General features: G+C 40.2%; 20 protein-coding genes. 11 read left to right on the top strand and 9 right to left on the bottom strand.

What is annotated here, in order from left to right:
• Positions 1 to 83: 83 nt before the first annotated feature.
• From B9T26_RS12330 to pyrF, 3 genes are all read left to right on the top strand, one after another.
• Positions 84 to 386: an integration host factor subunit beta gene (locus tag B9T26_RS12330; protein ID WP_086174991.1), complete on the top strand. Its 303-nt coding sequence runs from the start codon at positions 84 to 86 to the stop codon at positions 384 to 386.
• A 21-nt stretch (positions 387 to 407) separates the two neighbouring features.
• Positions 408 to 773, top strand: a complete 366-nt coding sequence (locus B9T26_RS12335) for a lipopolysaccharide assembly protein LapA domain-containing protein (protein WP_086199980.1) — start codon at positions 408 to 410, stop codon at positions 771 to 773.
• Between the two features lie 232 nt (positions 774 to 1,005).
• A complete protein-coding gene (gene pyrF / locus B9T26_RS12340) occupies positions 1,006 to 1,701 on the top strand; it encodes an orotidine-5'-phosphate decarboxylase (protein ID WP_171263003.1) in 696 nt (231 codons plus the stop codon).
• Between the two features lie 116 nt (positions 1,702 to 1,817).
• Here the strand turns inward: pyrF and B9T26_RS12345 are convergent, their stop codons facing one another.
• Both B9T26_RS12345 and B9T26_RS12350 read right to left on the bottom strand, forming a co-directional pair.
• Positions 1,818 to 2,726: a lysine exporter LysO family protein gene (locus B9T26_RS12345; RefSeq protein WP_086199982.1), complete on the bottom strand. Its 909-nt coding sequence runs from the start codon at positions 2,724 to 2,726 to the stop codon at positions 1,818 to 1,820.
• Between the two features lie 49 nt (positions 2,727 to 2,775).
• The gene (locus B9T26_RS12350) at positions 2,776 to 4,287 is read right to left on the bottom strand and encodes a flavin-containing monooxygenase (protein WP_086199983.1); all 1,512 of its coding nucleotides are present in this window, start codon (positions 4,285 to 4,287) and stop codon (positions 2,776 to 2,778) included.
• A gap of 157 nt (positions 4,288 to 4,444) precedes the next feature.
• On the opposite strand from B9T26_RS12350, the gene B9T26_RS12355 reads away from it, so the two are divergent.
• From B9T26_RS12355 to B9T26_RS12375, 5 genes are all read left to right on the top strand, one after another.
• Entirely contained in the window at positions 4,445 to 5,452 is a 1,008-nt protein-coding gene (locus B9T26_RS12355; protein ID WP_171263004.1) for an AraC family transcriptional regulator, read from the top strand.
• A 96-nt stretch (positions 5,453 to 5,548) separates the two neighbouring features.
• On the top strand, positions 5,549 to 6,697 hold the full coding sequence (zapE, locus tag B9T26_RS12360) for a cell division protein ZapE (RefSeq protein ID WP_086199984.1): 1,149 nt from the start codon (positions 5,549 to 5,551) through the stop codon (positions 6,695 to 6,697).
• Positions 6,698 to 7,058: 361 nt separating this feature from the next.
• Entirely contained in the window at positions 7,059 to 9,221 is a 2,163-nt protein-coding gene (locus B9T26_RS12365; protein ID WP_086199985.1) for a malate synthase G, read from the top strand.
• Between the two features lie 330 nt (positions 9,222 to 9,551).
• On the top strand, positions 9,552 to 10,994 hold the full coding sequence (locus B9T26_RS12370; protein WP_086199986.1) for an aldehyde dehydrogenase family protein: 1,443 nt from the start codon (positions 9,552 to 9,554) through the stop codon (positions 10,992 to 10,994).
• Positions 10,995 to 11,071: 77 nt separating this feature from the next.
• A complete protein-coding gene (locus B9T26_RS12375) occupies positions 11,072 to 11,731 on the top strand; it encodes an SOS response-associated peptidase family protein (RefSeq protein WP_086199987.1) in 660 nt (219 codons plus the stop codon).
• A 10-nt stretch (positions 11,732 to 11,741) separates the two neighbouring features.
• On the opposite strand, the gene B9T26_RS12380 is transcribed toward B9T26_RS12375, so the two are convergent.
• The 4 genes from B9T26_RS12380 to B9T26_RS12395 all read right to left on the bottom strand — a co-directional run bounded on the left by B9T26_RS12380 (position 11,742) and on the right by B9T26_RS12395 (position 13,929).
• On the bottom strand, positions 11,742 to 12,206 hold the full coding sequence (locus tag B9T26_RS12380; RefSeq protein ID WP_086199988.1) for a MarR family winged helix-turn-helix transcriptional regulator: 465 nt from the start codon (positions 12,204 to 12,206) through the stop codon (positions 11,742 to 11,744).
• Between the two features lie 148 nt (positions 12,207 to 12,354).
• Complete coding sequence (locus B9T26_RS12385; RefSeq protein WP_086199989.1) at positions 12,355 to 12,819, bottom strand: MarR family winged helix-turn-helix transcriptional regulator; 465 nt, start codon at positions 12,817 to 12,819, stop codon at positions 12,355 to 12,357.
• 149 nt (positions 12,820 to 12,968) lie between these two features.
• Positions 12,969 to 13,436, bottom strand: coding sequence for a MarR family winged helix-turn-helix transcriptional regulator (locus tag B9T26_RS12390; protein ID WP_086199990.1), 468 nt, complete (start codon positions 13,434 to 13,436; stop codon positions 12,969 to 12,971).
• A 298-nt stretch (positions 13,437 to 13,734) separates the two neighbouring features.
• Positions 13,735 to 13,929: a hypothetical protein gene (locus B9T26_RS12395; RefSeq protein ID WP_143223023.1), complete on the bottom strand. Its 195-nt coding sequence runs from the start codon at positions 13,927 to 13,929 to the stop codon at positions 13,735 to 13,737.
• Between the two features lie 458 nt (positions 13,930 to 14,387).
• On the opposite strand from B9T26_RS12395, the gene B9T26_RS12400 reads away from it, so the two are divergent.
• Together B9T26_RS12400 and B9T26_RS12405 are read left to right on the top strand one after the other, a co-directional pair.
• Positions 14,388 to 15,914 (top strand): TerC family protein, encoded by a 1,527-nt coding sequence (locus B9T26_RS12400; RefSeq protein WP_086199991.1) that lies wholly within the window; start codon positions 14,388 to 14,390, stop codon positions 15,912 to 15,914.
• Positions 15,915 to 16,138: 224 nt separating this feature from the next.
• Entirely contained in the window at positions 16,139 to 16,870 is a 732-nt protein-coding gene (locus B9T26_RS12405) for a hypothetical protein (protein ID WP_086199992.1), read from the top strand.
• A 121-nt stretch (positions 16,871 to 16,991) separates the two neighbouring features.
• Here B9T26_RS12405 and thiM read toward each other — a convergent pair whose 3' ends face one another.
• From thiM to B9T26_RS12420, 3 genes are all read right to left on the bottom strand, one after another.
• Complete coding sequence (thiM, locus tag B9T26_RS12410) at positions 16,992 to 17,813, bottom strand: hydroxyethylthiazole kinase (protein ID WP_171263005.1); 822 nt, start codon at positions 17,811 to 17,813, stop codon at positions 16,992 to 16,994.
• Between the two features lie 75 nt (positions 17,814 to 17,888).
• Positions 17,889 to 19,052, bottom strand: coding sequence for a hypothetical protein (locus B9T26_RS12415; RefSeq protein WP_086199994.1), 1,164 nt, complete (start codon positions 19,050 to 19,052; stop codon positions 17,889 to 17,891).
• 232 nt (positions 19,053 to 19,284) lie between these two features.
• Complete coding sequence (locus B9T26_RS12420; protein ID WP_067726101.1) at positions 19,285 to 19,548, bottom strand: hypothetical protein; 264 nt, start codon at positions 19,546 to 19,548, stop codon at positions 19,285 to 19,287.
• Between the two features lie 421 nt (positions 19,549 to 19,969).
• On the opposite strand from B9T26_RS12420, the gene pepN reads away from it, so the two are divergent.
• On the top strand, positions 19,970 to 22,576 hold the full coding sequence (pepN, locus tag B9T26_RS12425; protein ID WP_086199995.1) for an aminopeptidase N: 2,607 nt from the start codon (positions 19,970 to 19,972) through the stop codon (positions 22,574 to 22,576).
• Positions 22,577 to 22,699: the final 123 nt, after the last annotated feature.

Consider the following 22,699-nt stretch of genomic DNA (forward strand, 5'->3'; position numbering starts at 1 on the left):
AACTTATTACGCTACCGTTTTGTATTTAAACAGGTTATTATCGGATCATCTACAAAGTAGCTTGATAATTAAAGAGGTCGCAGATGACTACGGAAGCACTGAATAAGTCTGACTTAATAGAGCGAATTTCCCTAAAAAATCCACACTTAGCAGAACCTTTGGTTGAAGAAGCTGTTAAGATTATGATTGATCAAATGATAGCCGCATTGTCATCTGATAATCGTATTGAAATTCGTGGTTTTGGCAGTTTTGCACTGCATCACCGTGATCCACGCGTGGGGCGTAATCCTAAAACAGGTCGTTCTGTTGAAGTGGCTGCAAAAGCAGTTCCGCATTTTAAACCTGGTAAGGCATTACGCGATGCAGTAAACGAATCTGCACAGTAATAGAAATTTTATGGGGTGTTTATGCGTTACGTTTTAGTCGCATTATTAATAGTACTTTTTGGCTATTCATTGGCTCTCGTACTGCAAAATGGTACCGAACTCACGGTTGATTTATTGTTTACTCAAGTACCGGCAATGCGTTTAGGCTTGTTGCTGTTATTGACGTTAGCTTTAGGTGTGGTACTAGGATTGCTGTTAGGAGTACAAATTTTCCGGGTATTTCAAACTAACTGGGAAATTAAGCGATTACGTAAAGACATTGAACATCTACGAAAAGAACAAATACAAGCGGCACAGCTGGCAGCAGCTGAGGCGGCAGCTCATACCAGACATGAAAAGACAGTACTCGATATTCATCCTGAAGATCGTTCGTCTACTCCCTTATAATGTCGTATGTGGCAGATAAAGTTTGGGTTTTGGTCTGTTAGATGGCTAAGACTGAAAATATTTTAATAGTATTTTAAAACACCCTGAAAATAGATTACTTCAGGGTGTTTTTTTATGTTTTGCATATGAAACAAAGAGCAATAATTCAAAATAATGACTTCAATTAACTTATTTTTTAACACTATGTCTAAGCTGGAATAGCCCTTATAATAGGCTTTCTTTTTTTGTCTGAGTGAAGGTAAGTCTCTTGAGTATCATTGTTGCACTGGATGCTAAAAGCCAATATGACGCGTTAACAATTGCAGAGCAGCTAGATCCTGCATTATGTCGGGTGAAAGTTGGTAAAGAGCTATTTACTCACGAAGGTCCAAGCGTAGTTAAGGCATTGCATGACCAGGGCTTTGAAGTTTTCCTGGATTTGAAATTTCATGATATTCCGAATACTACAGCTCAAGCAGTATGTGCAGCAGCAGACTTGGGTGTCTGGATGGTGAATGTACATGCTTCAGGTGGTCGTAAAATGATGGAAACCTGTGTAGAGCGCTTAAAGGCAGGAAATTATAATACTCAGCTGATAGCTGTGACTGTACTGACTTCAATGGGACGTGAAGATTTAAAAGATATCGGATTGGATATCGAACCATTTGAACAAGTCAAACGCCTGGCAGCATTAACGAAAGACAGTGGTTTAGATGGTGTAGTATGTTCAGCTCAAGAAGCGAAAATGCTGCGTGAAACTTTGGGTCAAGACTTTGCTTTGGTTACTCCTGGGATTCGACCAGCAGGCTCAGCAGCAGATGACCAAAAACGTATCGTGACACCGAAACAAGCCATGCTGGATGGTTCTACACATTTAGTCATTGGTCGTCCTATTACGAAGTCAGAAAATATGCGTCAGACATTGAAAGATATTTTGGTGACGTTGTAACTTTACACCCTCTCTCTAACTCTCTCCCAAAGGGAGAGAGAACGTCCCATTATTGTAAAAATGGACAAGTCCTATCCCTCTGGGAGGGGATTTAGGTGAGGGATAAATATGAAAAATTAAACCGCAGCCAAAACACTCACCATAATTGGTGCAAGCACAGAAAGAATAAAACCGCTGACCATGGCATGTGGAATAAAGTCATTCCCACAGGCCTGTTTCACCATCGGCAAGGTCACATCCATAGCGGTTGCAGCAGCTGCTGAAATGGCAGAGCGTGGATAACGCCAGCCAATCACATACATCATCAAAATTGAAATAATTTCCCGGAACAGATCGTTCATTAAGGCGATGCTGCCAAGCTCTGCATTTTTAAGTTCTGTCACCACAATGCCGGTCATGGAGTAAAAGCCATAACCTTGTGACAGCATGATCAAATCTTTGAGCGCAATATGCTCTATAAATAAAACACTCATGAAGGCACCGAGCAATGACCCCATAATACAGCCTGCTGGCACGAGCATGATTTTCCAGTTGAGCCACGAGCGATTAAGAGGTGAATAGGCCAGATCAAGCCCAATAAGAAACATGAAGACCAGTAACAAATTCCAGGTGCTGATGTTCAGGCTATAACCTGAAAAACTGGCAGCTTCCGCAGCAAAATATCCTGTTGCTAATGCAATAAATGCATAGCTGATATTGAGTAGCGATTTAAACAACAGACTCGCTGAAACCTTACCTTGGGTGGGCTGAAAGCCAATGCTTTTAAAGAGCAGGTAGCAACAGATAAATGCGCCAAATGAGGTACATAATGCAAGCGTCAGGGAATACCCTAAAATTACATGCGGGCTCGAGATGCTCTGTAGTGTTTGAGAAAACTCAATTGCGATGGCAAACAGTAAAATATAGGTGAAATAGGGCAAAATTTGAAAAGCAAATTTTTCAAGCCGGGCAGGCAGTTTGCGCGCAAGCAGAAAGCCCATCGCGAGGCTAGCGAGAAGTTGGAAGATTAACCAGATGGATTGCATAAAGAATTAAGCAGGTAAAAAATACCTGCTTATTATGAACAATATAAGATTAAGCTGCACGATTTCTCTTGGATTGACTCAGCAGGCGGAAATCAGCTGGATTGAGTTTTTTAGTCTGTAACCAATATTTCCAGGTATAGGTAGGCCACAGGGCAAAGTTTTTGCCGCCATCTTGTTGATACCAGCTGACACAGCCAGTCTGCCAGACCGTGCCATCAAGCAATTTTTGTACTTTCTGATTGAACTGGTCTTGTGCCTGATCTTTCACCGCTATGGCATCACACTGGGTTTGTGTGACCAGTTGAATCATTTGCAAGATGTAATTGACCTGAGATTCAATCATGAAGATCACGGAGTTGTGCGCCAAAACAGTATTAGGCCCCAGTAACTGAAATAAATTAGGGAAGCCTTTGGTGCTAATGCCATAGTAACTTTCAGCACCATCTTTCCAGGCATTCTTAAGTTCCTGCCCATGTTCGCCGATACAGTGAAAGGCTTTTAAATAGATGCGTGGATCGGTAATAAAACCTGTACCGTAAATCAGGCAATCAATGGCTCGTTCTTGCCCATCTCGGGTGATGATGCTGTTTTCGGTTAATTCCTGAATGACCTCAGTCACCAGTTCAACATTGCTGCGGTTAAACGTTGGATAGTACTTATTCGACACCAATATCCGTTTGCATCCCATAATGTAATCAGGTGTCAGTTTTTGAGCCAGCTTTTTATCTTTGACCTGAAACTTGATAAAAACTTCCGCCAGTTTTTGGGTGTATTTCATTACTGTAGGTTGAACGATTGGAACCACTCGGGATTCGTTTGACCAATATAACCGTGCCCGATGCAGTTTTCTAAACCAGTCTAACTTTTTGAATAATTTCTTTTCGATAGTTAAATAACGGCGTTCATCCCGTGGTATGACCCAAGCCGCGGTACGCTGGAACACATAGAGTTGTTTGACTTGTGCTGCAATTTCTGGAATGTATTGAATAGCACTGCCACCTGTACCCATGGATGCGACATTCTTGCCCGATAATTCATATTGATGATCCCATTGTGAGGAATGAAAAACTTTGCCCTGAAACTTTTCAATGCCCTTGATGTGGGGGATTTGTGGCACATGTAAGGGACCAGAAGCAAAAACCACAAATTGAGCCATTAAGGTTAGGTGATTGTTGAGGGTAAGTTTCCAGTCACAACTTTGCTCATTGTATTCGGCAGCCAGAACTTCACAATTAAACTGGCAATACTTTTCCAGATCATGCTCTGTTATTAAGTCTTGTATATATTTAAAAATTTCCGGTGCTTCAGCATAACGTTTTGACCAGTCGCTTTTGGGTGCAAAAGAGAGGGAATACATATGGGACTGTACGTCGCAGGCTGCACCGGGATATTGATTTTCACGCCAGGTTCCGCCTACATCACTGGCTTTTTCCAAAATCACAAAATCATCAATATTACTTAGTAAAAGGCGTATAGCCATTGCCAATCCACCAAAACCTGCACCAATGATGGCAATTTTTGTTTGTGCTGGCATAGGCTGGCTTTGTGTTTGATTATGCATTTTTTATTGGCCTTATTACTTTTCGTATTTTTATAGCGTATAGCAATGCTGTAATAACCACCATGATTGCCATGACAGAAAAATTGATAGATTCGGCAATTTGCAAGCATGAAGATTTATAGTAAAAATTGAGATGCTATTTTAATGTGACCCTGCTATGAAACGATCAATTCTCGGCTTGATGTATTTAATTCAAGGCATGCGTAAAGCCGGTGTTGCAGTTGATCAAAAACTTCAAGGCATTGGATTGCGTGTAGATGCATTGGATCCCAGTTCAATCATCCATCCCAATTTGGAATGGGATGTGCTTAAAGTCATTGGTCAGGATGTTGCACCAGAAAAAGGGCTGTTTATTGGCCAGCATTATGCACTTGCAGGCTATGGTCCCTTACTAATGTTGCTGGTCACCAGTGAAAATGTGCGTACTGCTTTAGAGCAGGGCATTCGCTATCAGGCATTAACGCATTTAACCGGGGTCTTAAGCCTAAAATATACCGCTCAAAAGGTGGCTTTATGTTATGCACCTGAAGATTTAAACAGTGAGCTGGGGTTGTTGCGGGCACAATGTGAAATTTCAGGAACTTATAAATTTATTCAAGATCTTTATAAGATGATGGGCTTAAATGTTCCGCAAATGCATATAGAACTTCCATTTACACAGCCGGAAAATCTGCAGGCCTTAGATATTTATCATGATTATTATGGTGCTGAATTACGGTTCACTGCCGAGTATGCGGAATTCTGGTTTGACGCTGACGTATTAAATGTACAGATTCCTTCAGCGGATAAAATGACCTTTAAGATCTATGAGAGCAAATGTATTGCTGAATTAGAACGTTTAAAGGTAGATGAGTCAGCGCCATCCTTGGTACAGCGTGTACAGGATTATCTGGAGCTGCAACAAGGGGTTATGCCGACCATGGCAGAAACGGCACAAGCCTTGCAAATTCCGGAGCGAACCTTGCGGCATCAGCTGCAACAATTGCAAAGCAGTTATAAACAGATACGTGAACAATTGATTAAGGATAAGGCCCTAAGACTCATCGAATATAAAGAGTATTCCATTGAAATGATTGCGGAATTACTAGGATATTCGGAGCCTGCAGCCTTTAATCATGCCTTTAAACGCTGGTTTGGACACAGTCCACGTCAGTACTTTAAATAGTTTAGTAAATAGCCTAAGTATATTAATGCCAAAGTGTTATATATTTCATCTCAATCTTCGCTATACTTTCAATAGCCTAAAATAGTATCCAATGTTATGTCAGACTTAAATTCGAAGCACAGTACAGCCTTTATCCCTTTGTCACCTGCGGAACGTTATGCACAAGCCATTTCGTCTGGTCAGTTCATGCCGGATGATGCACAGGCGCAAGCTGTACATGAGTTGGATCGTGTCTGGCAAGAATTGATTCAGCGCTTTAAGGCGTCTAAAAAAGCCTTTCGTCGTTTCCGTCGTCAAACTTCACCACAAGGGGTATACATGTGGGGGGGTGTAGGGCGTGGTAAAACCTGGTTGATGGACCAGTTTTTTGAGTCGATTCCGTTTCGCCGTAAAATGCGCATGCATTTTCATCATTTCATGCAGCATGTACATCGGGAACTGAACAAATTATCAGGACAGCGTAATCCGCTGGATCAGGTAGCAGACCAGATTTACCAGCAAGCAGTGGTGATCTGTTTTGATGAATTCTTTGTCTCTAATGTGACAGATGCCATGATTCTGAGCGAGTTATTCCAGAAACTGTTTACTCGTGGCATTACCTTGGTGGCGACTTCAAATATTGCACCGGACGGTTTATATAAAAACGGAATCCATCGTGACCGTTTTATTCCTACCATTGAAATGGTGAAAAAACATTGTGTTATTTTGAATGTTGATGCAGGTGTGGATTATCGTTTGCGCGTGCTGAAACAGGCACAATTGTTTAAACATCCATTAACGCATGAGCATAAACTCTGGATTGCGCAGCGTTTTACAGCGTTGACACAAACGCAAACTATTTCGCAAGAGCCGATTATCATCAATAACCGTATTGTAGAAACCGTTGGCCATACTGAAGATGTATTGTGGTGTGAATATTCAGAGCTGTGTTTAAAACCGCGCAGTCCAGCCGACTTTATTGAAATCGCTAATATTTATAATACGGTACTGGTTAGCAATGTACCGCATTTAACCGATTACCTATCTGAAGGTACACGTCGTTTTATTTATCTGGTAGATGAGTTTTACGATCGTGGGGTTAAATTATTGCTGACTTCGGAAGACAGTATCATTGATATTTATCAAGGTGAAAAACTGGTCTTTGAAATTGAACGCACGCGTTCACGTTTACTGGAAATGCAGTCCGATGATTATCTGAACTCTGAGCATCGACAAATACAGGGTTCAGCCTCAGAAGCCAGCTAAATATCAAGCGCCTAAACAGGCGCTTTTTTTATACAAATTCTTTGATTGTTTTATCGACATTTTGCCCTATTCATGGCTTAATCTTTGCTCGACAGCTGTGACAAATAAAGCTTTTGAGTAGTTTTAAAGCAAAATTCTGCACTTAAGTCTAATTTAGACATTTTAAAAACTTTATAAACTATAAAAAGGTATTCAGGCAGATAATAACGTTGCATTTGTGATCTTCATTTTTTTGAATGATGGATATATTCATTTATTAGAAAATGATCATTATTTAGGAATGTGATAGTACTATTCAGCTAGGTATAAATCGGTATACTAGAATCTCTTGTTATAAAAAGTAGCAATATCAGGAAAGACAATGACTGCACGTATTCAAAAAGGCAAGTTAGCGATTGCTAAAGAACTTTACGATTTCATCGAAAATGAAGCATTACCAGGTTCTGGTTTGGACAGTGAAACATACTGGAAAAACTTTGAACAAGTCGTTGTCGATCTTAGCCCAAAGAACAAAGTACTATTGGCTAAGCGTGACGACATTCAAGCTAAAATTGATGAATGGCACCGCAACAACAAATTTGAATTAGAAGCTTACAAAGCTTTCCTTACAGAAATTGGCTACTTATTACCAGAAGTAGAAGATTTCCAAATCAGCACAGAAAATGTAGATGAAGAAATCGCATTATTGGCTGGTGCGCAATTGGTAGTACCTGTGCGTAATGCACGTTACTGCTTGAATGCTGCGAACGCACGTTGGGGTTCATTATACGACGCGCTTTACGGTTTCGACGTTATTCCTGAAGAAGGTGGCGCGGAAAAAGGCAAGGGCTATAACCCGGTTCGTGGTGATAAAGTTATCGCATTTGCTAAAAACTTCTTAAATGAAACATTCCCGTTGGCAAATGGCTCACACGCCGATGCAACTAAATATGCGGTAGAAGGCAAAAAACTTGCTGTAACCCTAAAAGACGGTTCAACGACTACATTAGCCAAAGAAGCACAATTCGTTGGTTTTAATGGCGATGAAGCTGCACCAACTGAAATCGTTCTTTTGAACAATGGCCTACACGTTGTAATCGAAATTGATGCAACCAGCCCGATTGGTCAAACTGATGCTGCTGGCGTAAAAGACCTTGTGCTTGAATCTGCTTTAACAACGATTCAAGATTTGGAAGATTCAATTGCAGCTGTAGATGCTGAAGAGAAAGTTGAAGGTTACCGTAACTGGTTAGGCTTAATGCGCGGTACTTTGGAAGAGTCTATCGAGAAAAACGGCAAAACCGTGACTCGTACACTGAATCAAGACCGTACGCACAAAAACCTGATTGGTGGTGAGACTACACTTCACGGTCGTTCATTGATGCTTCTTCGTAACGTTGGTCACTTGATGACTAACCCAGCGATCCTTGTAGATGGCGCTGAAATCTACGAAGGTATTATGGATGCGTTAATCACTCCATTGCTTACTTTCGCAGACATTAAAGGCGAAAACACGATCAAGAACTCACGTAAAGGTTCTATGTACATCGTGAAGCCAAAAATGCACGGCCCGGAAGAAGTTGCATTTGCAGTTGAGCTATTTGAACGTGCTGAACAGGCGCTTGGCTTACCTGCGAAAACTTTAAAAATCGGTATCATGGATGAAGAACGTCGTACATCTGTAAACTTGAAGAACTGTATTGCAGCAGCGAAAGACCGTACCATCTTCATTAACACAGGCTTCATGGACCGTACTGGTGATGAAATCCATACCTTCATGGAAGCAGGCCCATTCGTTCGTAAAGGCGAAGTGAAATCACAAATCTGGTTCCCGGCTTATGAAAACCGTAACGTAATGATCGGTCTGCAAGCTGGCCTACGTGGTAAAGCACAGATTGGTAAAGGCATGTGGCCAAAACCCGATATGCTTTTAGACATGTACAAAACCAAGATTGAGCATCCAGAAGCAGGCGCAAGCTGTGCATGGGTTCCATCTCCATCTGGTGCAGTCATTCACGCGATCCATTACCATCAATGCAACGTTTCGGCGCGTCAACAAGAATTGTTGAAAACTGAAGCATTGTCTCTAGATGACTTGTTAACGCCTCCTTTAGCAACCGATACCAACTGGACTGCTGAAGAAAAAACCAAAGAACTTGAAAATAACCTTCAAGGGATCTTGGGTTATGTGGTTCGTTGGGTTGACCTGGGTGTAGGTTGTTCTAAAGTTCCAGACATCAACGACGTTGGTTTGATGGAAGACCGTGCAACCTTACGTATTTCTTCTCAACACGTTGCGAACTGGTTGCGTCACGGTATCGTAACGGCAGAGCAAGTTGAAGAAGTGATGCAGCGTATGGCGAAAATCGTGGATGAGCAAAATGCAAATGATCCGCTTTATACGCCAATGGCACCAGCATTCAATGGTTATGCTTACCAAGCTGCTTATGACCTGGTATTCAAAGGTGGTGAACAGCCTTCTGGTTATACTGAGCCGCTACTTCATGCAGCACGTTTGAAGTTAAAAGGTTATACAGGTGACTAATCCTGTACACTGAAAAAAGCCTCTTCGGAGGCTTTTTTTATGCTTGTTTTATTTCATCGTTTTTTTAATTTTAGATACTAAACAACTTGGGGAAGTTCGGATTATTAAAATAAGTGATGTTAAAAGCCAGTCAACTCATTTACTTTATGCCTTTTTGATTTTTGGTATATATATAAAGCAATCCAGAAAATAAATTCCTGATTCTTTATTGCAGATTTGATTTTAAAAGGCCCAGCTTTGGCAGATTGATACAATTGGTAATTTTGCTAGAACTTCTGCTCAATACATCCTAGAGTAAAGCAATACATAATTCTAACGATGGATGAGAGAATGCAAGCTTATCAATTTTCCGATCAGCAATTTATTGCAGGACATTGGCTAAAAGGCACTTCAACCCATACGCTAAATAATCTCAATCCATATAATCAAGAACTTATATTAAAACTACAGGCTGCGAGCATTGTCGATGTGGATAGTGCTTATTCGGCTGCAGAGCGCAGTTTCGTTACCTGGTCGCAAACATCTCCATCCGATCGTAAAAGTATCATCCTTCGGGTTTTTGAAGTGGTCAAAAATAGACGCACAGAAATCATTGATTGGCTCATTCAGGAATCTGGCAGTACACGTCTCAAAGCCAATATTGAAGTAGATGCAGTATTGGGTATTATCAATGAGGCTGTCACATTTCCTGAAAGAATGAATACCCAGGAATTGCAATCGACAGATCCTGGTCGCAAAAGCTATGCAGTACGAAAACCTTTGGGTGTTATTGCGGTGATTAGTCCCTGGAACTTTCCATTTCACCTGAGTATGCGCTCAGTCATTACAGCCATTGCGATTGGAAATTGTGTGGTGTTAAAGCCTGCAAGTGATACGCCGATTACCGGTGGATTGTTACTGGCCAAGATTTTTGAAGAAGCAGCTATCCCTCAAGGGGTATTCAGTGTAGTGGCCGGTTTAGGCAGCGAAATCGGGGATTACTTTGTTGAGCACGATACGCCTAAAATGATTTCATTTACAGGTTCAACTTTGGTTGGAAAACGGGTCGGGCAATTGGCAGTTGGCGGTAATCATCTGAAGCGGATTGCACTGGAATTGGGAGGTAATGCCCCTTTGGTTGTTCTGGATGATGCTGATCTGGATTTGGCCGTGGAACTGGCTGTAATGGGACGTTTTTTGCATCAAGGGCAAATCTGCATGAGTACCAATCGGGTAATTGTTGATGCTAAAATTTATGATGCTTTTGTTGGAAAACTGCTGATCCGGGCTCAAGATATTGTCTATGGTGATCCAGATCAAGCAGTTACCGTCATTGGCCCGATGATTAATAGCTCACAAGTGGAAAAAATAAAACACATCATTGATCAGGCACTACAACAGGGTACTAAACTCATCCTGCGAGGAAAGATTCAAGGTAATATCATTCCACCGCATATTTTTATTGATGTAGATCCAGAATCCAGTTTAGCCAAAGAAGAAAGTTTTGGACCAGTCTTACCTGTCATTAAGGCCCAAAATGAGCCAGATGCTTTACGTTTGGCCAATGACACGGCATATGGATTATCCAGTGCAGTATGTACTGCTGATCTTGAGCGTGGAGTACGTTTTGCCATGCAGATTGAGACAGGGATGACCCATATCAATGCTATAACCGTTGCAGATCAGCCGAATGCGCCCTTTGGCGGGGAGAAAAATTCCGGCTTAGGACGCTTTAATGGACAGTGGATATTGGAAGAATTTAGTCATACCCATTGGCTCACTCTTCCTGGTTAAACTTCCTTCATGCTAACAAAAGACAAGCCTATGTCATTAAAGTGACATGTAACGAATATCAGAGTGTAATCCATTCTATGTGCGCTAATTTTAAACCGCTCAGCTTAAAGCAGGTGAAGGATCTAAATCTTCCCGATATTCCTTTTGAGTATCCAGATGAAGTCTATCCAAATTATGAATTCCCCTTGCTGTTTAAGTCAGTTCAGGGTCTGGAGTGGCGCAAGGTGCATTTTGGCTTAATTCCAAAATGGGCAGAAGATAAAAGCATTGCACTTAAGACCTACAATGCACGTAGTGAAACACTTCTGCAAAAACCGACCTTTATGAATGCTGTTTCAAAATTTAAATTTGGTGTGATTCCAGTTTCAGAATTTTATGAATCTAAATACATCGAGAACAAGCCGCAGCGCTGGGGTGTACGCCGAAAGGATGGTCAGGCCTGTTATATTGCTGCGCTATATGAAATTTGCCGAATAGGGAGTGAAATTGTTCGTTCAGCCACAATGCTCACGATGGATGCTATTGATCATCCGATGATGAAAGACTTTCATGAGCCAGGCAATGTTAAACGCTCAGTGATTGTGATTCCTCACCAACGACTAGATGAGTGGCTGAGCTGGAAATCTCAAGATATCCGTTCTTTTGTAGAAGGATTCCCGGTAGAAGAATTTGAGTGTTCACATGTTCCAAAAATAAAAATCGAAAAAAACAGTTCCCAGCTTAATTTTTTCGATTAAGCCTAGATTATTACGATAAATTCTTAAAAATATGTTTAAGGCTTTCCATCATTTTTTCAATCTGTAAGGGGGTTAGACCTTCGAAAGATTGTTCCAGAACGACATTGCTCAGATCCTTAATTTTTACTGTCATTTGTTGTCCTTTATCGGTTAAGACAACTCGAGTAATGCGGGCATCATCTTCACAGGAATAAGTTTCAACTAAACCTTCATCTTTTAAACGATAGACGATTTTGGTTGTAGTCGACATTTTGGAAACGACCATTTCAGAGAGATCTGACACGCTGGCATGAGGCTTGGCATGCAAAGAGAGTAAAATGCGACGACGCGAATTGTCCAGACCATATTTTTTTAAGGCATGGTCTACATTTTTTACACATTGTGCATGGACTTGATTAATCCAGTAGTAGGGAAAGTCTTGTAAATCAAAATTATCACCTAATGGAAGTAAAAATTTACTGTATTTATTGGTCATTATTTATTTTCCCCGATTTAATTGTTTTATTTAGAATCTCTTACTTGTGTTAAAACATGTAAGAAAAATACATAAATTTTGCATTTATCTCTAAAGTCAAAAAGAAAAAAAATTCAGTATTTACTGAACTTTTAAATTTAAGCCTAAATTATCGTGATAAATTTTTAAAAATATGTTTGAGACTTTCCATCATTTTTTCAATCTGTAAGGGGGTGAGGCCTTCAAAAGATTGTTCTAGAACCACATTGCTAATGTCATTAATCTTATTCGTCATTTGTTGGCCTTTATCGGTTAAAACTACGCGAGTGATCCGTGCGTCATCTTCACAAGAATAAGTTTCAACCAGACCTTCATCTTTTAGTCGATAGACAATTTTGGTCGTGGTGGACATTTTGGAAACCATCATTTCAGAAAGATCTGAAACACTGGCATTAGGCTTTGATTTTAAAGCGAGCAGGATACGGCGACGTGAATTGTCTAGGCCATATTTTTTCAGGGCATGATCAACATTTTGTACATATTGGGCATGTACTTGGGTCACCCAATAATAAGGAAAATTTTCTAAATTGAAATTTTCTGGTGAAGGCAAAAATTTACTGTATTTTTTTGTCATCTGTACTTTCTCCCCAATAATTGTTGTAATTATATTTTATTATTGTAACTTTTTTTTAAGAAAGTTAAAGTGAAAAAGATAAATTTTTATTTCATTATAAAGTAAAACTTAAAAAATAAACCGTAATTTACCTTACCAGATAGCCCAAATTAATGGGCTAAATTTTTAAAAATATATTTTAAACTTTCCATCATTTTTTCAATCTGTAAGGGGGTGAGGCCTTCAAATGACTGTTCCAGTACTACATTGCTAATGTCATTAATCTTATTCGTCATTTGTTGTCCTTTATCGGTTAACACGACTCGCGTAATGCGGGCATCATCTTCACAGGAATAAGTTTCAACCAGTCCTTCATCTTTTAAACGATAGACAATTTTGGTTGTGGTCGACATTTTGGAGATGACCATTTCAGATAGGTCTGACACGCTGGCATGAGGCTTGGACCTTAGCGACAGTAGAATGCGACGGCGTGAATTGTCTAGACCATATTTTTTCAAGGCATGATCTACATTTTGTACATATTGGGCATGTACTTGAGTGACCCAATAATAAGGAAAATTTTCTAAAGTAAAATTTTCTGCAACAGAAGGTAGAAATTTACTGTATTTTTTAGTCATGGAGAAAATCTCCCTAGGATAATTGTAGTTTTAATTTATTGAAAAGCGTCTTATTTTAATCAAATTATGCTTAGCAATACACATTTTTTATGGTTATTAATATATATCAAGTTTTTTATAATGCAATATGGAAACTTATCTCCTGATAAGTTTCCTTACAAAAAATCCAAGTTAAGCGTAACCGTTTCGAAGAGAAATGGTGTGATTGTATTGGTCTCAATGAAATTCCACCATACTTTAGGTTGGGCAAAATTCAGCACTTCTAGTTGGACTTGAGGATTTTGATAAGTTTCTAAAGCTAAGGTGCCGTAGGGACACCGTGTAGTAAGATGACGGGCAGGAGCATTTCAAACTTTTGGTTATTATGTGTGACCACGCTATTAACCTGATGCTGACCTAATGATGAGTCTAAATTAAGATATGCACTTTCATAACGGGTATTGGCTATCGTTTTAGATACTTTGTTGAAGGTCAATGCTTTTTCATTTGTCATAGCAAACAATCCTATAAATTTTTTTTGATGCTACGTCGTTGTGAACTATGTATTTAGAATGACTAAATTTTGCAGTTCACGCCTAGTATCATCTAAAAAATACTCTTAATGGCAAACATAGAAGAATTGTCAACAGACCCTAGTTTGTGTGCTAAAAACTTTGCTATTTTGGGGTTCTATGCTGGTGTGACTAAGTGTGGATTATTTTTAAATCTGTTTCTTCTTAAAAACATGATTTTTCGTGATTAAATAATATACTGATTTGAGATAAGGCTAAATTTAGTCAAGTTTTGGTAAATAAAAATACAAAAAACTTGTTACTCATTTTCAAGATTGTGCATAATCAGTCTATCTATTGTTGAACAGGTCATATCTATGGATCCGTCGCCGTGCAGGTCTACTTTTCTTTTGAATTTCCTCATTTTAAAGCTAATTCATAAAACCGGAGATATAAACTAATGGAGTTTTTATTGGATCCGGGAATTTGGGTTGGTTTACTTACCCTTATTGTTTTAGAAATTGTTTTAGGTATTGATAACCTAGTCTTTATTGCCATTTTGGCCGAAAAACTTCCTCCAGAGCAACGTGATAAAGCACGTGTAGTGGGTCTTTCGCTCGCTTTATTTATGCGCCTGGGCTTATTGTTTGCTATCTCTTGGTTAGTCACTTTGACCAAACCGCTTATTACCGTCTTTGATTGGACATTCTCAGGTCGAGATCTTATTCTTTTATTCGGTGGTTTATTCCTGGTCTATAAGGCTGTGACCGAACTGCATGAAAAGATTGAAGGTAAACCTGAAGTTAAGGTTACCACCAATATTGTTTACGCAAGTTTTGCAGCAGTTGTGGCACAAATTGTTGTGTTAGATGCCGTATTCTCTTTAGATTCGGTGATTACCGCAATTGGTATGGTCGACAACATCTATGTGATGATAGTGGCAATGATTGTTGCCATGGCTGTAATGTTACTGGCTTCTAAATCCTTAACTGCTTTTGTAAATCGACATCCGACCGTTGTGATTTTGTGCCTAAGTTTCTTGTTGTTAATTGGAATTAGCTTGATTGCAGAAGGTTTCGGTTTCCATATTCCGAAAGGCTATATCTATTCAGGTATTGGCGTTGCCATTGCAATTGAAGCATTTAACCAATTTGGTCAGCGCAATGTAGCCAAGCATGAATCTAAAATTCCACTGCGTCATCGTACTGCCGATTCCATCTTGAAATTGATGGGTGGCAAAATGGAGACGGTAACTGATAGTGCGCAACACTTCGAAGCTCAAGAAACATTCGCTGATGAAGAACGTTATATGATTGGCGGGGTGTTAACCTTGGCAGAAAGATCTGTTGCCTCAATCATGACTCCGCGAACCCAGATTTCCTGGGTCAATCTGGATGATACGCCTGAACAAATTCGTGAACAGGTGCTGTCTGTGCCGCATAGCTTGTTTCCAGTTTGTCGTGGTAGCCTGGATAAAGTCTTAAGTGTGGTTCGTGCCAAAGAATTGCTGGATGTACTGGAGGATGACGGACAACTTAAAGCGTTAATCAAACGTCATCGTCCTATTCACATTTTCCAGAAAATGAAAGTGATTGATGCCATTAATACCTTGCGTACTTCAAAAGGTTCACTGGTTTTGGTCAGTGATGAGTTTGGCAGTGTACAGGGTTTGATCTCTCCGCTAGATGTGTTTGAAGCTATTGCCGGAGAATTCCCTGATGCGGATGAGCAGCTCGATTTAGTGAAAATTGATGATCACACCTGGAAAGCATCGGGCATGCTGGACGTGTACCAGCTCGAATTAGAGTTGGGCATGATGGATTTAGTCGAAGAAGATGCGGGTTATATCAGTCTTGCGGGTTTAATTCTAGATAAAACTCATGGTGAAGTGAGCTTAGGTACTCAGCTTGATTATCAGGGTGTACACTTTGAGGTGACGGAATTAGATGATAATCGAATTAAATCGGTTTTAATTACTTATCATTAGAACATGATTTTAAAGTGATAAATAACTTGTCCTTCGAATAAATTCTTTTAGTCCTGGAAAAGCTCAACAGTCTTAAAACTGTTGGGCTTTTTTTATACTTTTGATTGTAAAACTGCCGGATAAAAACTCAAATGAATCAGTGATTAAATCCCTATTTATAGGGATTTTTTAAATCAGAAAAATAGTCAATAATGGATTAAAAATGGGGGAGACGGATCAAACTGATGGGGATTACTGAAAAGATTGTCGATTTTTCAAAACTGGCCTCTGATCATCAACAGCAGTTTTTTGAAACCATGCTGGCATTTGATCAGCAAATTTTTCCAGATTCCAGCAAAAAAGAAGTCTATGATTTTGTTTATGATGTAGATGCTGTTTCAGTTCAGGTTGTTCACTATTATCATCAGGGACAACTGATTGGACAAAATATTATTCCTATTCTTAAGCTTGCTTTAAATGGGAAACCGATTTTTGTGGTGAGCTCGCGGGCGAGTATATTACCTGCTTACCGTAGAGGAAAACGAACCCTGAAAACGGCCATTCGTGTTGCAGTTAATCAGCGCATTCGCCATCCCGGCATTCCATTATGGTTTGTGCCTACCGTGATACAGCCCAAAATCTATACCTATTTGGCTTCGCGTTCACGTCACTTCTTTCCACGTGTGGGAAGGAATATACCTGTTGAATATTTAAAAGTTTTGCAAATGATGCAGCAGCGTAAAGTCGAGGTAGATAAGCGTCGAGAAGATATTTTTGTGTATCCTTATGTGATGCCTTTGACCACACCTGCACAGATCAAGCGTTTAAGAAATAAAACCACCATCCACATCAATTTTTTTATGCAGCATGTGCCTGACTATTTTGATGGCATGGGTTTGCTGTGTATCTGTAAATTGGATTTAAAAACCATCCTGGAAACGATCTGGAATCTGTCTTTAGATCGTCATGTATATTAAATCCAGTTTGGATCGGTTTTTTAATTGCGATGCTATCATAGTGATCAATGCAGACTGTATTTCTACAGTCTGAGCCAGCTGAACATCTACCATACATCAGCCATCGGAATGCAGGATAGATTTAGAGGGTCAAAATTTTAATATCTGCATATTGCTGTATGAGTTCAGGATTTAAACTGTAAATCTGATCCATAAAGGCGACATTAAACTGTCCAAGCATAGGCGCTTGTTCAAATGCCAATTTCCCAGCAATGGCAAAATGGGTATGTGCAGCAAGCGTTGCAATGGTCGGGCTGCTTACCGCGCAGTAAGCAGCAATTAAGGCACCCAATGCGCAACCTGTGGCGGTTACTTTGGGTTGTAAATAAGAACCACCATGCACCTGAATGACTGCGTCAAATTCTTTACTTAAAATAAAATCCGATTCACCTGAAATGGCAATACATTCAGCATGTTCGAGCAGGACTTTGGCATGGCTGTAAACTTCGGCGCTATCAAGTGTACTATCGACACCTTTAGATTCAGTTTGCTTGCCTGCGAGTGTGCTAATTTCAGAAGCATTGCCCCGGATCACAGTTGGATGATATTGCAATAAATCATCCACCATGTTTGAGCGCCACTTTAAAATTGGGCCATATCCCACCGGGTCGAGCACCCACGGAGTATCGGTACGCTGTGCCGTTTGTGCAGAAATTTGCATGGCCTGCATTTGTTCCTGAGTGGGTGTACCCAGGTTAATGCTCAGTGCAGCTGCAATCTGGGTAAAACTTTCAGCTTCAAATCGATTATCTATCATGGCTGGAGAAGCGCCTGCAGCCAATAAGACATTGGCTGCATAGTTGGCTGCAACGATATTGGTAATGCATTGTACCAAAGGCTGCTGGCTATGCAGCTGAGTCCATGCTTCAACAATCTGCTCGACCAGTGCTGAAGTTTGATCCATGGGATTATTCCTTAAATTATATAGGGTGGAATCGGAGAAACTGGACATATCGATCACCATTTAACGGGTGAAATTCTATTGGGTAAAATAGTGGTCTTGATGCTTGCAGGTACGACAGCATAAGGTCACATAATTTTCGGCATCATAATCCACACTAAGTTCATTGGAACCACAATACATACAGCGTTTTTGTGAATAGAAACTTAATCGGGGTTCAATTTTTTTCCATAACTTCCAGATGGGCTGGAAAAAAATAGCTTCATCATAGCCAAGAAAGCGGAACAACAGGATTTCACTCATTTTGCTGAATGGAATGTTGTGCGGACGAGGCAGGGTGGAGGTTTCCCATTTTTCCGTCACTGAACGTTCACGGTATTGCTGTAAGGTTTTCTTCAACAAGTTGGTATTGATAAAGTTTTCATTGCGTGGCTGGAGGGCTTTCTGCTGATGCAAATATTCTAGAGCAGTTTGTACCAGATAATAGATTTGACCCACGGCCAGCGAATCCATCAGGCGATAGCAGAAGGTTTGAAAGCTATTATTACCTGCAATCTGGATGCCCCAAGTACGACAGTAAAACTGGGTAAATTGAATAATCTCCTGATAAAGTACCAGATAAAGCGCATTTTTGACTTCATCTGCACTTTTAAAAGGCACCCCCAAGGTTAAATTTTCATAAAACCAGTTACGAAGTTGCTGGGTAATACTAAATAAACTGGGTTCCGAATAGCCATCTAAACGGACATTGACATAGTAATGATGCGCTTCGGAAGCAAAATCTTTGGCAATCAGGATTTGTTCTTTGACTAGCTGCTTGAGCAAATAATTCTGAAACAGGTAGTTCGGCGTAATGGCATGATATTTAATGTTTTCCCAATCAATATATTCATGATGGGTCGTATGTTCCTGAACTTGATTGTCCAATAAACTCAGTAAAAACAATTTGTTCAGAAAGCTGATCTGATCCAGTCGATATTCGACATTATCTTTATTTTTCGATTTGATTTTACGCTGCTCTTGAAGACGCGTTTCAGTGAGCATTTTTTTTCGATTAACTAAACATTTGTCACAATGACAGTTGGTGCGCCCATCTTGAAAGACGCGATGCTGGCAGTGACTACATTCATGAAAATTAAGCGCTTGATCGTACTGTTCTGCTTCAATCCAGAACATGGATGCCTGACACAAAGGGCATGATGTACTTTCATCGAGCTGTTTTTGCAGAATCTGAAGGAGCATGGAAAGAGTCAATCACAAGTCTGGTTAATCATTCAAACGATTATACACATCTCTTTTATTGTAACGTGATTGAATAGTGCTGAATGAACAATAAATCAAGGAAGGAAAATACAGGCAAACTTTGCTCTAAAAAATAGCCTAAGCATTTATTATTGATTTATGTGGAGATGGAAAGATAAATCCACCATCTCCACAAAAGAAGGGACTCTCAGGGACATTTAAATTCTTTAAATTAATATGAAGCAGGGCAAGGTAATGACTCATCCTCCTCGCCTAATTGCTTTGCATTGATTAAAGCCTGAACCTTTTTAGAGGGAATTTTTTTGCTGCCTAATGAATCGTAATTATTCAAAATTGCGCAAATATCGGGCGATTGCATTGGAATACCTTCGCAACTCATAAACATCGCAATCACCTTGTGATCGATTCCGGCAGCGTCGAGAGTTTGCATGGTCTTGATATTTTCCACACGGACAATATGGTCTTTTAAATACATGGGACACCTCTTCTAATTTTGATCTGATTTTATAGTGCGCTTTACACAAATATATACAAGCAAGAAACGTGCTCAAAATGTATTCATCTTGAAAATATCTGTCACTTTGAGTTATGCCAGTTTATAAGCCAGTTAAATCTTGCTCAAATAATATAAAGAGATATCAAAATACAGTTATTTTCTATTTACATTACTGAAAGGTGTTGGCGTTATGGCGCATGATTTTTAACTGCACGTATGATAAGTAAGCAACTAAAATATTAATTGTACCAATGCTCAGACAACGAATTGAAAATTGTGAGCAATGTGCCCATATATAACTCAAATCAATCGCACAGACAGATTGTGAAAGTTGTCGTATGATCGAAGCATTTCACAACAACAAAGTTTTGGCTTAAGAACGACAGGATTAGGACATTATATGAATATCGCAGCAAACCCGGTGGTTGAAGCAGACCAAACTGTTTATTTAAAAGACTATCAAAAACCTTCATTTTTGGTGGATTCAATCAACTTGGATATTCAGGTTCATACAGATCGTACCGATGTCCGTTCAACCTTAGTGATGAAGCGTCAGACTGCTGGAGATTTGGTGCTGCTGGGCCGTGATCTGGAATTAAAATCCATTACTTTAAACGGGACGCCGTTAACTGAAGCGGATTACACGCTCGATTCAGAACAACTGGTGATTGCCAATGCACCAGATCAAATTATTCTGGAAACGGAAGTTGTTATTCATCCGGAAAGCAACACCCAGCTGGAAGGTCTGTATCAAGCAGGTGACGACTTATTCGTAACGCAAAACGAGCCTGAAGGTTTCCGTAAAATTACCTTCTATCCAGACCGTCCAGATGTCCTGTCTGTATTTACTACACGCGTAGAAGCGGATAAAAAATTTCCTGTGCTTTTGGCCAATGGTAACTTGATGGAAGCAGGCGAGGCCGGAGAGGGTCGTCACTACACCATCTGGGAAGATCCAACCAAAAAACCAAGCTATTTGTTTGCCTGCGTAATTGGTGATTTGGCAGTTCTGAAAGACTCTTATGTAACCTCTGAAGGCCGTAACGTTGCACTAGAAATTTATGCCGAAGAAAAAGACATTCCAAAATGTCACATTGCCATGGAAGCACTGAAACATTCGATGCAATGGGATGAAGAGCATTATGGTCGTCCATACGATTTGGATAACTACATGATTGTGGCGACCAGTGCATTTAACATGGGCGCCATGGAGAATAAGGGCCTGAATATCTTCAACACTTCATGTGTACTTGCCGATGAAGAATATACGACTGACGCAGCCATCATGCGGGTACAGTCGGTGATTGCGCATGAATACTTCCATAACTGGACCGGTAACCGTATTACTTGCCGTGACTGGTTCCAGCTCTGCTTAAAAGAAGGCTTAACCGTATTCCGTGATCAGTCTTTCTCGGAAGATTTACAGTCGGCTGCGGTACAACGTATTGATGATGTAGCGGTACTCAAAGCGCATCAGTTTCCTGAAGATTCAGGTCCGCTTTCGCATCCACCACGTCCAGATCACTTTGTCGAAATTAATAACTTCTATACGGCAACTGTGTACGAAAAAGGTGCGGAAATTAACCGCATGATGTCGACTCTACTCGGCAAGGAAAAATTCCGTCAGGGAACGGATGAATACTTCCGCCGTCATGATGGAAAGGCGGTAACGGTTGAAGACTGGGTGTCTGCATTGACAGCCGGTTCTGGTGTGGATTTGTCTGCATTCCTGATTTGGTATAACCAGCCGGGTACACCAAAACTGGAAGCAAAAGGCGTGTACGATGCTGCGACTCAAACCTATCGTTTAAGCTTCACGCAATCGTTAAAAGATCATCATAAATATCCAAACCTAAAAGCGGTTCCTATTCCTGTGGCTTTGGCACTGTTTAATGCAGAAACAGGTGAGCAATATACTTTGCAATCTGAAGCACTGTTTGAAAATGGCGTTAAAGATGGCGTGTATCTATTTGATACAGATACGGCAAGCATTGAATTTAGCGGCGTAACGGCAAAACCTGTGGTGTCATTGCTACGTAATTTCTCTGCACCGGTGAATCTTGAATTTAACTATTCAGATGAAGAACTTGCCTTCTTGATGCAATATGAAACCAATGGTTTTAACCAGTGGCAAGCCACTCAAACCTTGCTGGAACGTATTTTATTAAATGGCCATGATGCGGATATTTATATTCAAGCCATGAAAAATACTGTACCGGAAGTCATTCAGAAAGATCCATTATTAGCTTCACGCTTGTTTGATGTACCGACCGAAGGCTATTTGGGTAGCCGTATTGATACAGATTATCAGCCTGCCAAAATTCAGGAACAGCGTAATGCCTTGCTAGACACATTGGCACGTGAATTGGGTGCATTCTGCAAAGAAACCTATCTGGAATTAGATCCAGATATGCAAAGTGAATTCTCTCAGGCGATGGGTGTTCGTGCACTCAGAAACATTATGCTCAGCATGATCGCACGTCAGGGTGATACTTATGCCTTTGATTTGGCTTATGAGCAGTATCATACAGGTAACATGTCTGAACGTTTGGGTGCGCTCAAAGTTCTGGTCTGGAATGATGCGCCACAAGCCAAAGAAGTTTTGTCAGACTTCTATAGCCGTTTTGAAGAAGAAGCCCTGTCTTTAGATCAATGGTTTATGGTTCAGGCTGCACATCCGAAAGCAAATGCAGAAACCATCAAGTACTTAACTTCACATCCGGACTATGATTTGGGTAACCCTAACCGTATTCGTTCAGTCAGTGGCGGTTTAAATGCCAATCCTGTGAACACCTGGAGTTTTGGCGTTCAGCACTATATTGATCTGGCTAAATATTTGGATGAGAAGAATCCAATCGTGGGTTCTCGTTTACTGCAAGTGCTTTCGCGCTGGTACACTTTGGCGGAGCCACAACGTACAGAAGTAAAAACTGCACTTGAGGCTTTAAAACCACAAGTGAAATCTAAAAATGTGGTCGAAACCTTAAATAGTATGTTGAGTATATAACTCAAACATACTGAATAAGTCACAAAAGCCTTTTCCTGGCTTTACCAGGAAAAGGCTTTTTTATATTTCAATCATTTTACTGATTATAAATTATGCTTATGTTTAGCTTAACTTCATTTCATT

The sequence above is a fragment of the Acinetobacter sp. ANC 4169 genome, from assembly GCF_002135355.1.
Taxonomy (GTDB): Bacteria; Pseudomonadota; Gammaproteobacteria; order Pseudomonadales; family Moraxellaceae; genus Acinetobacter.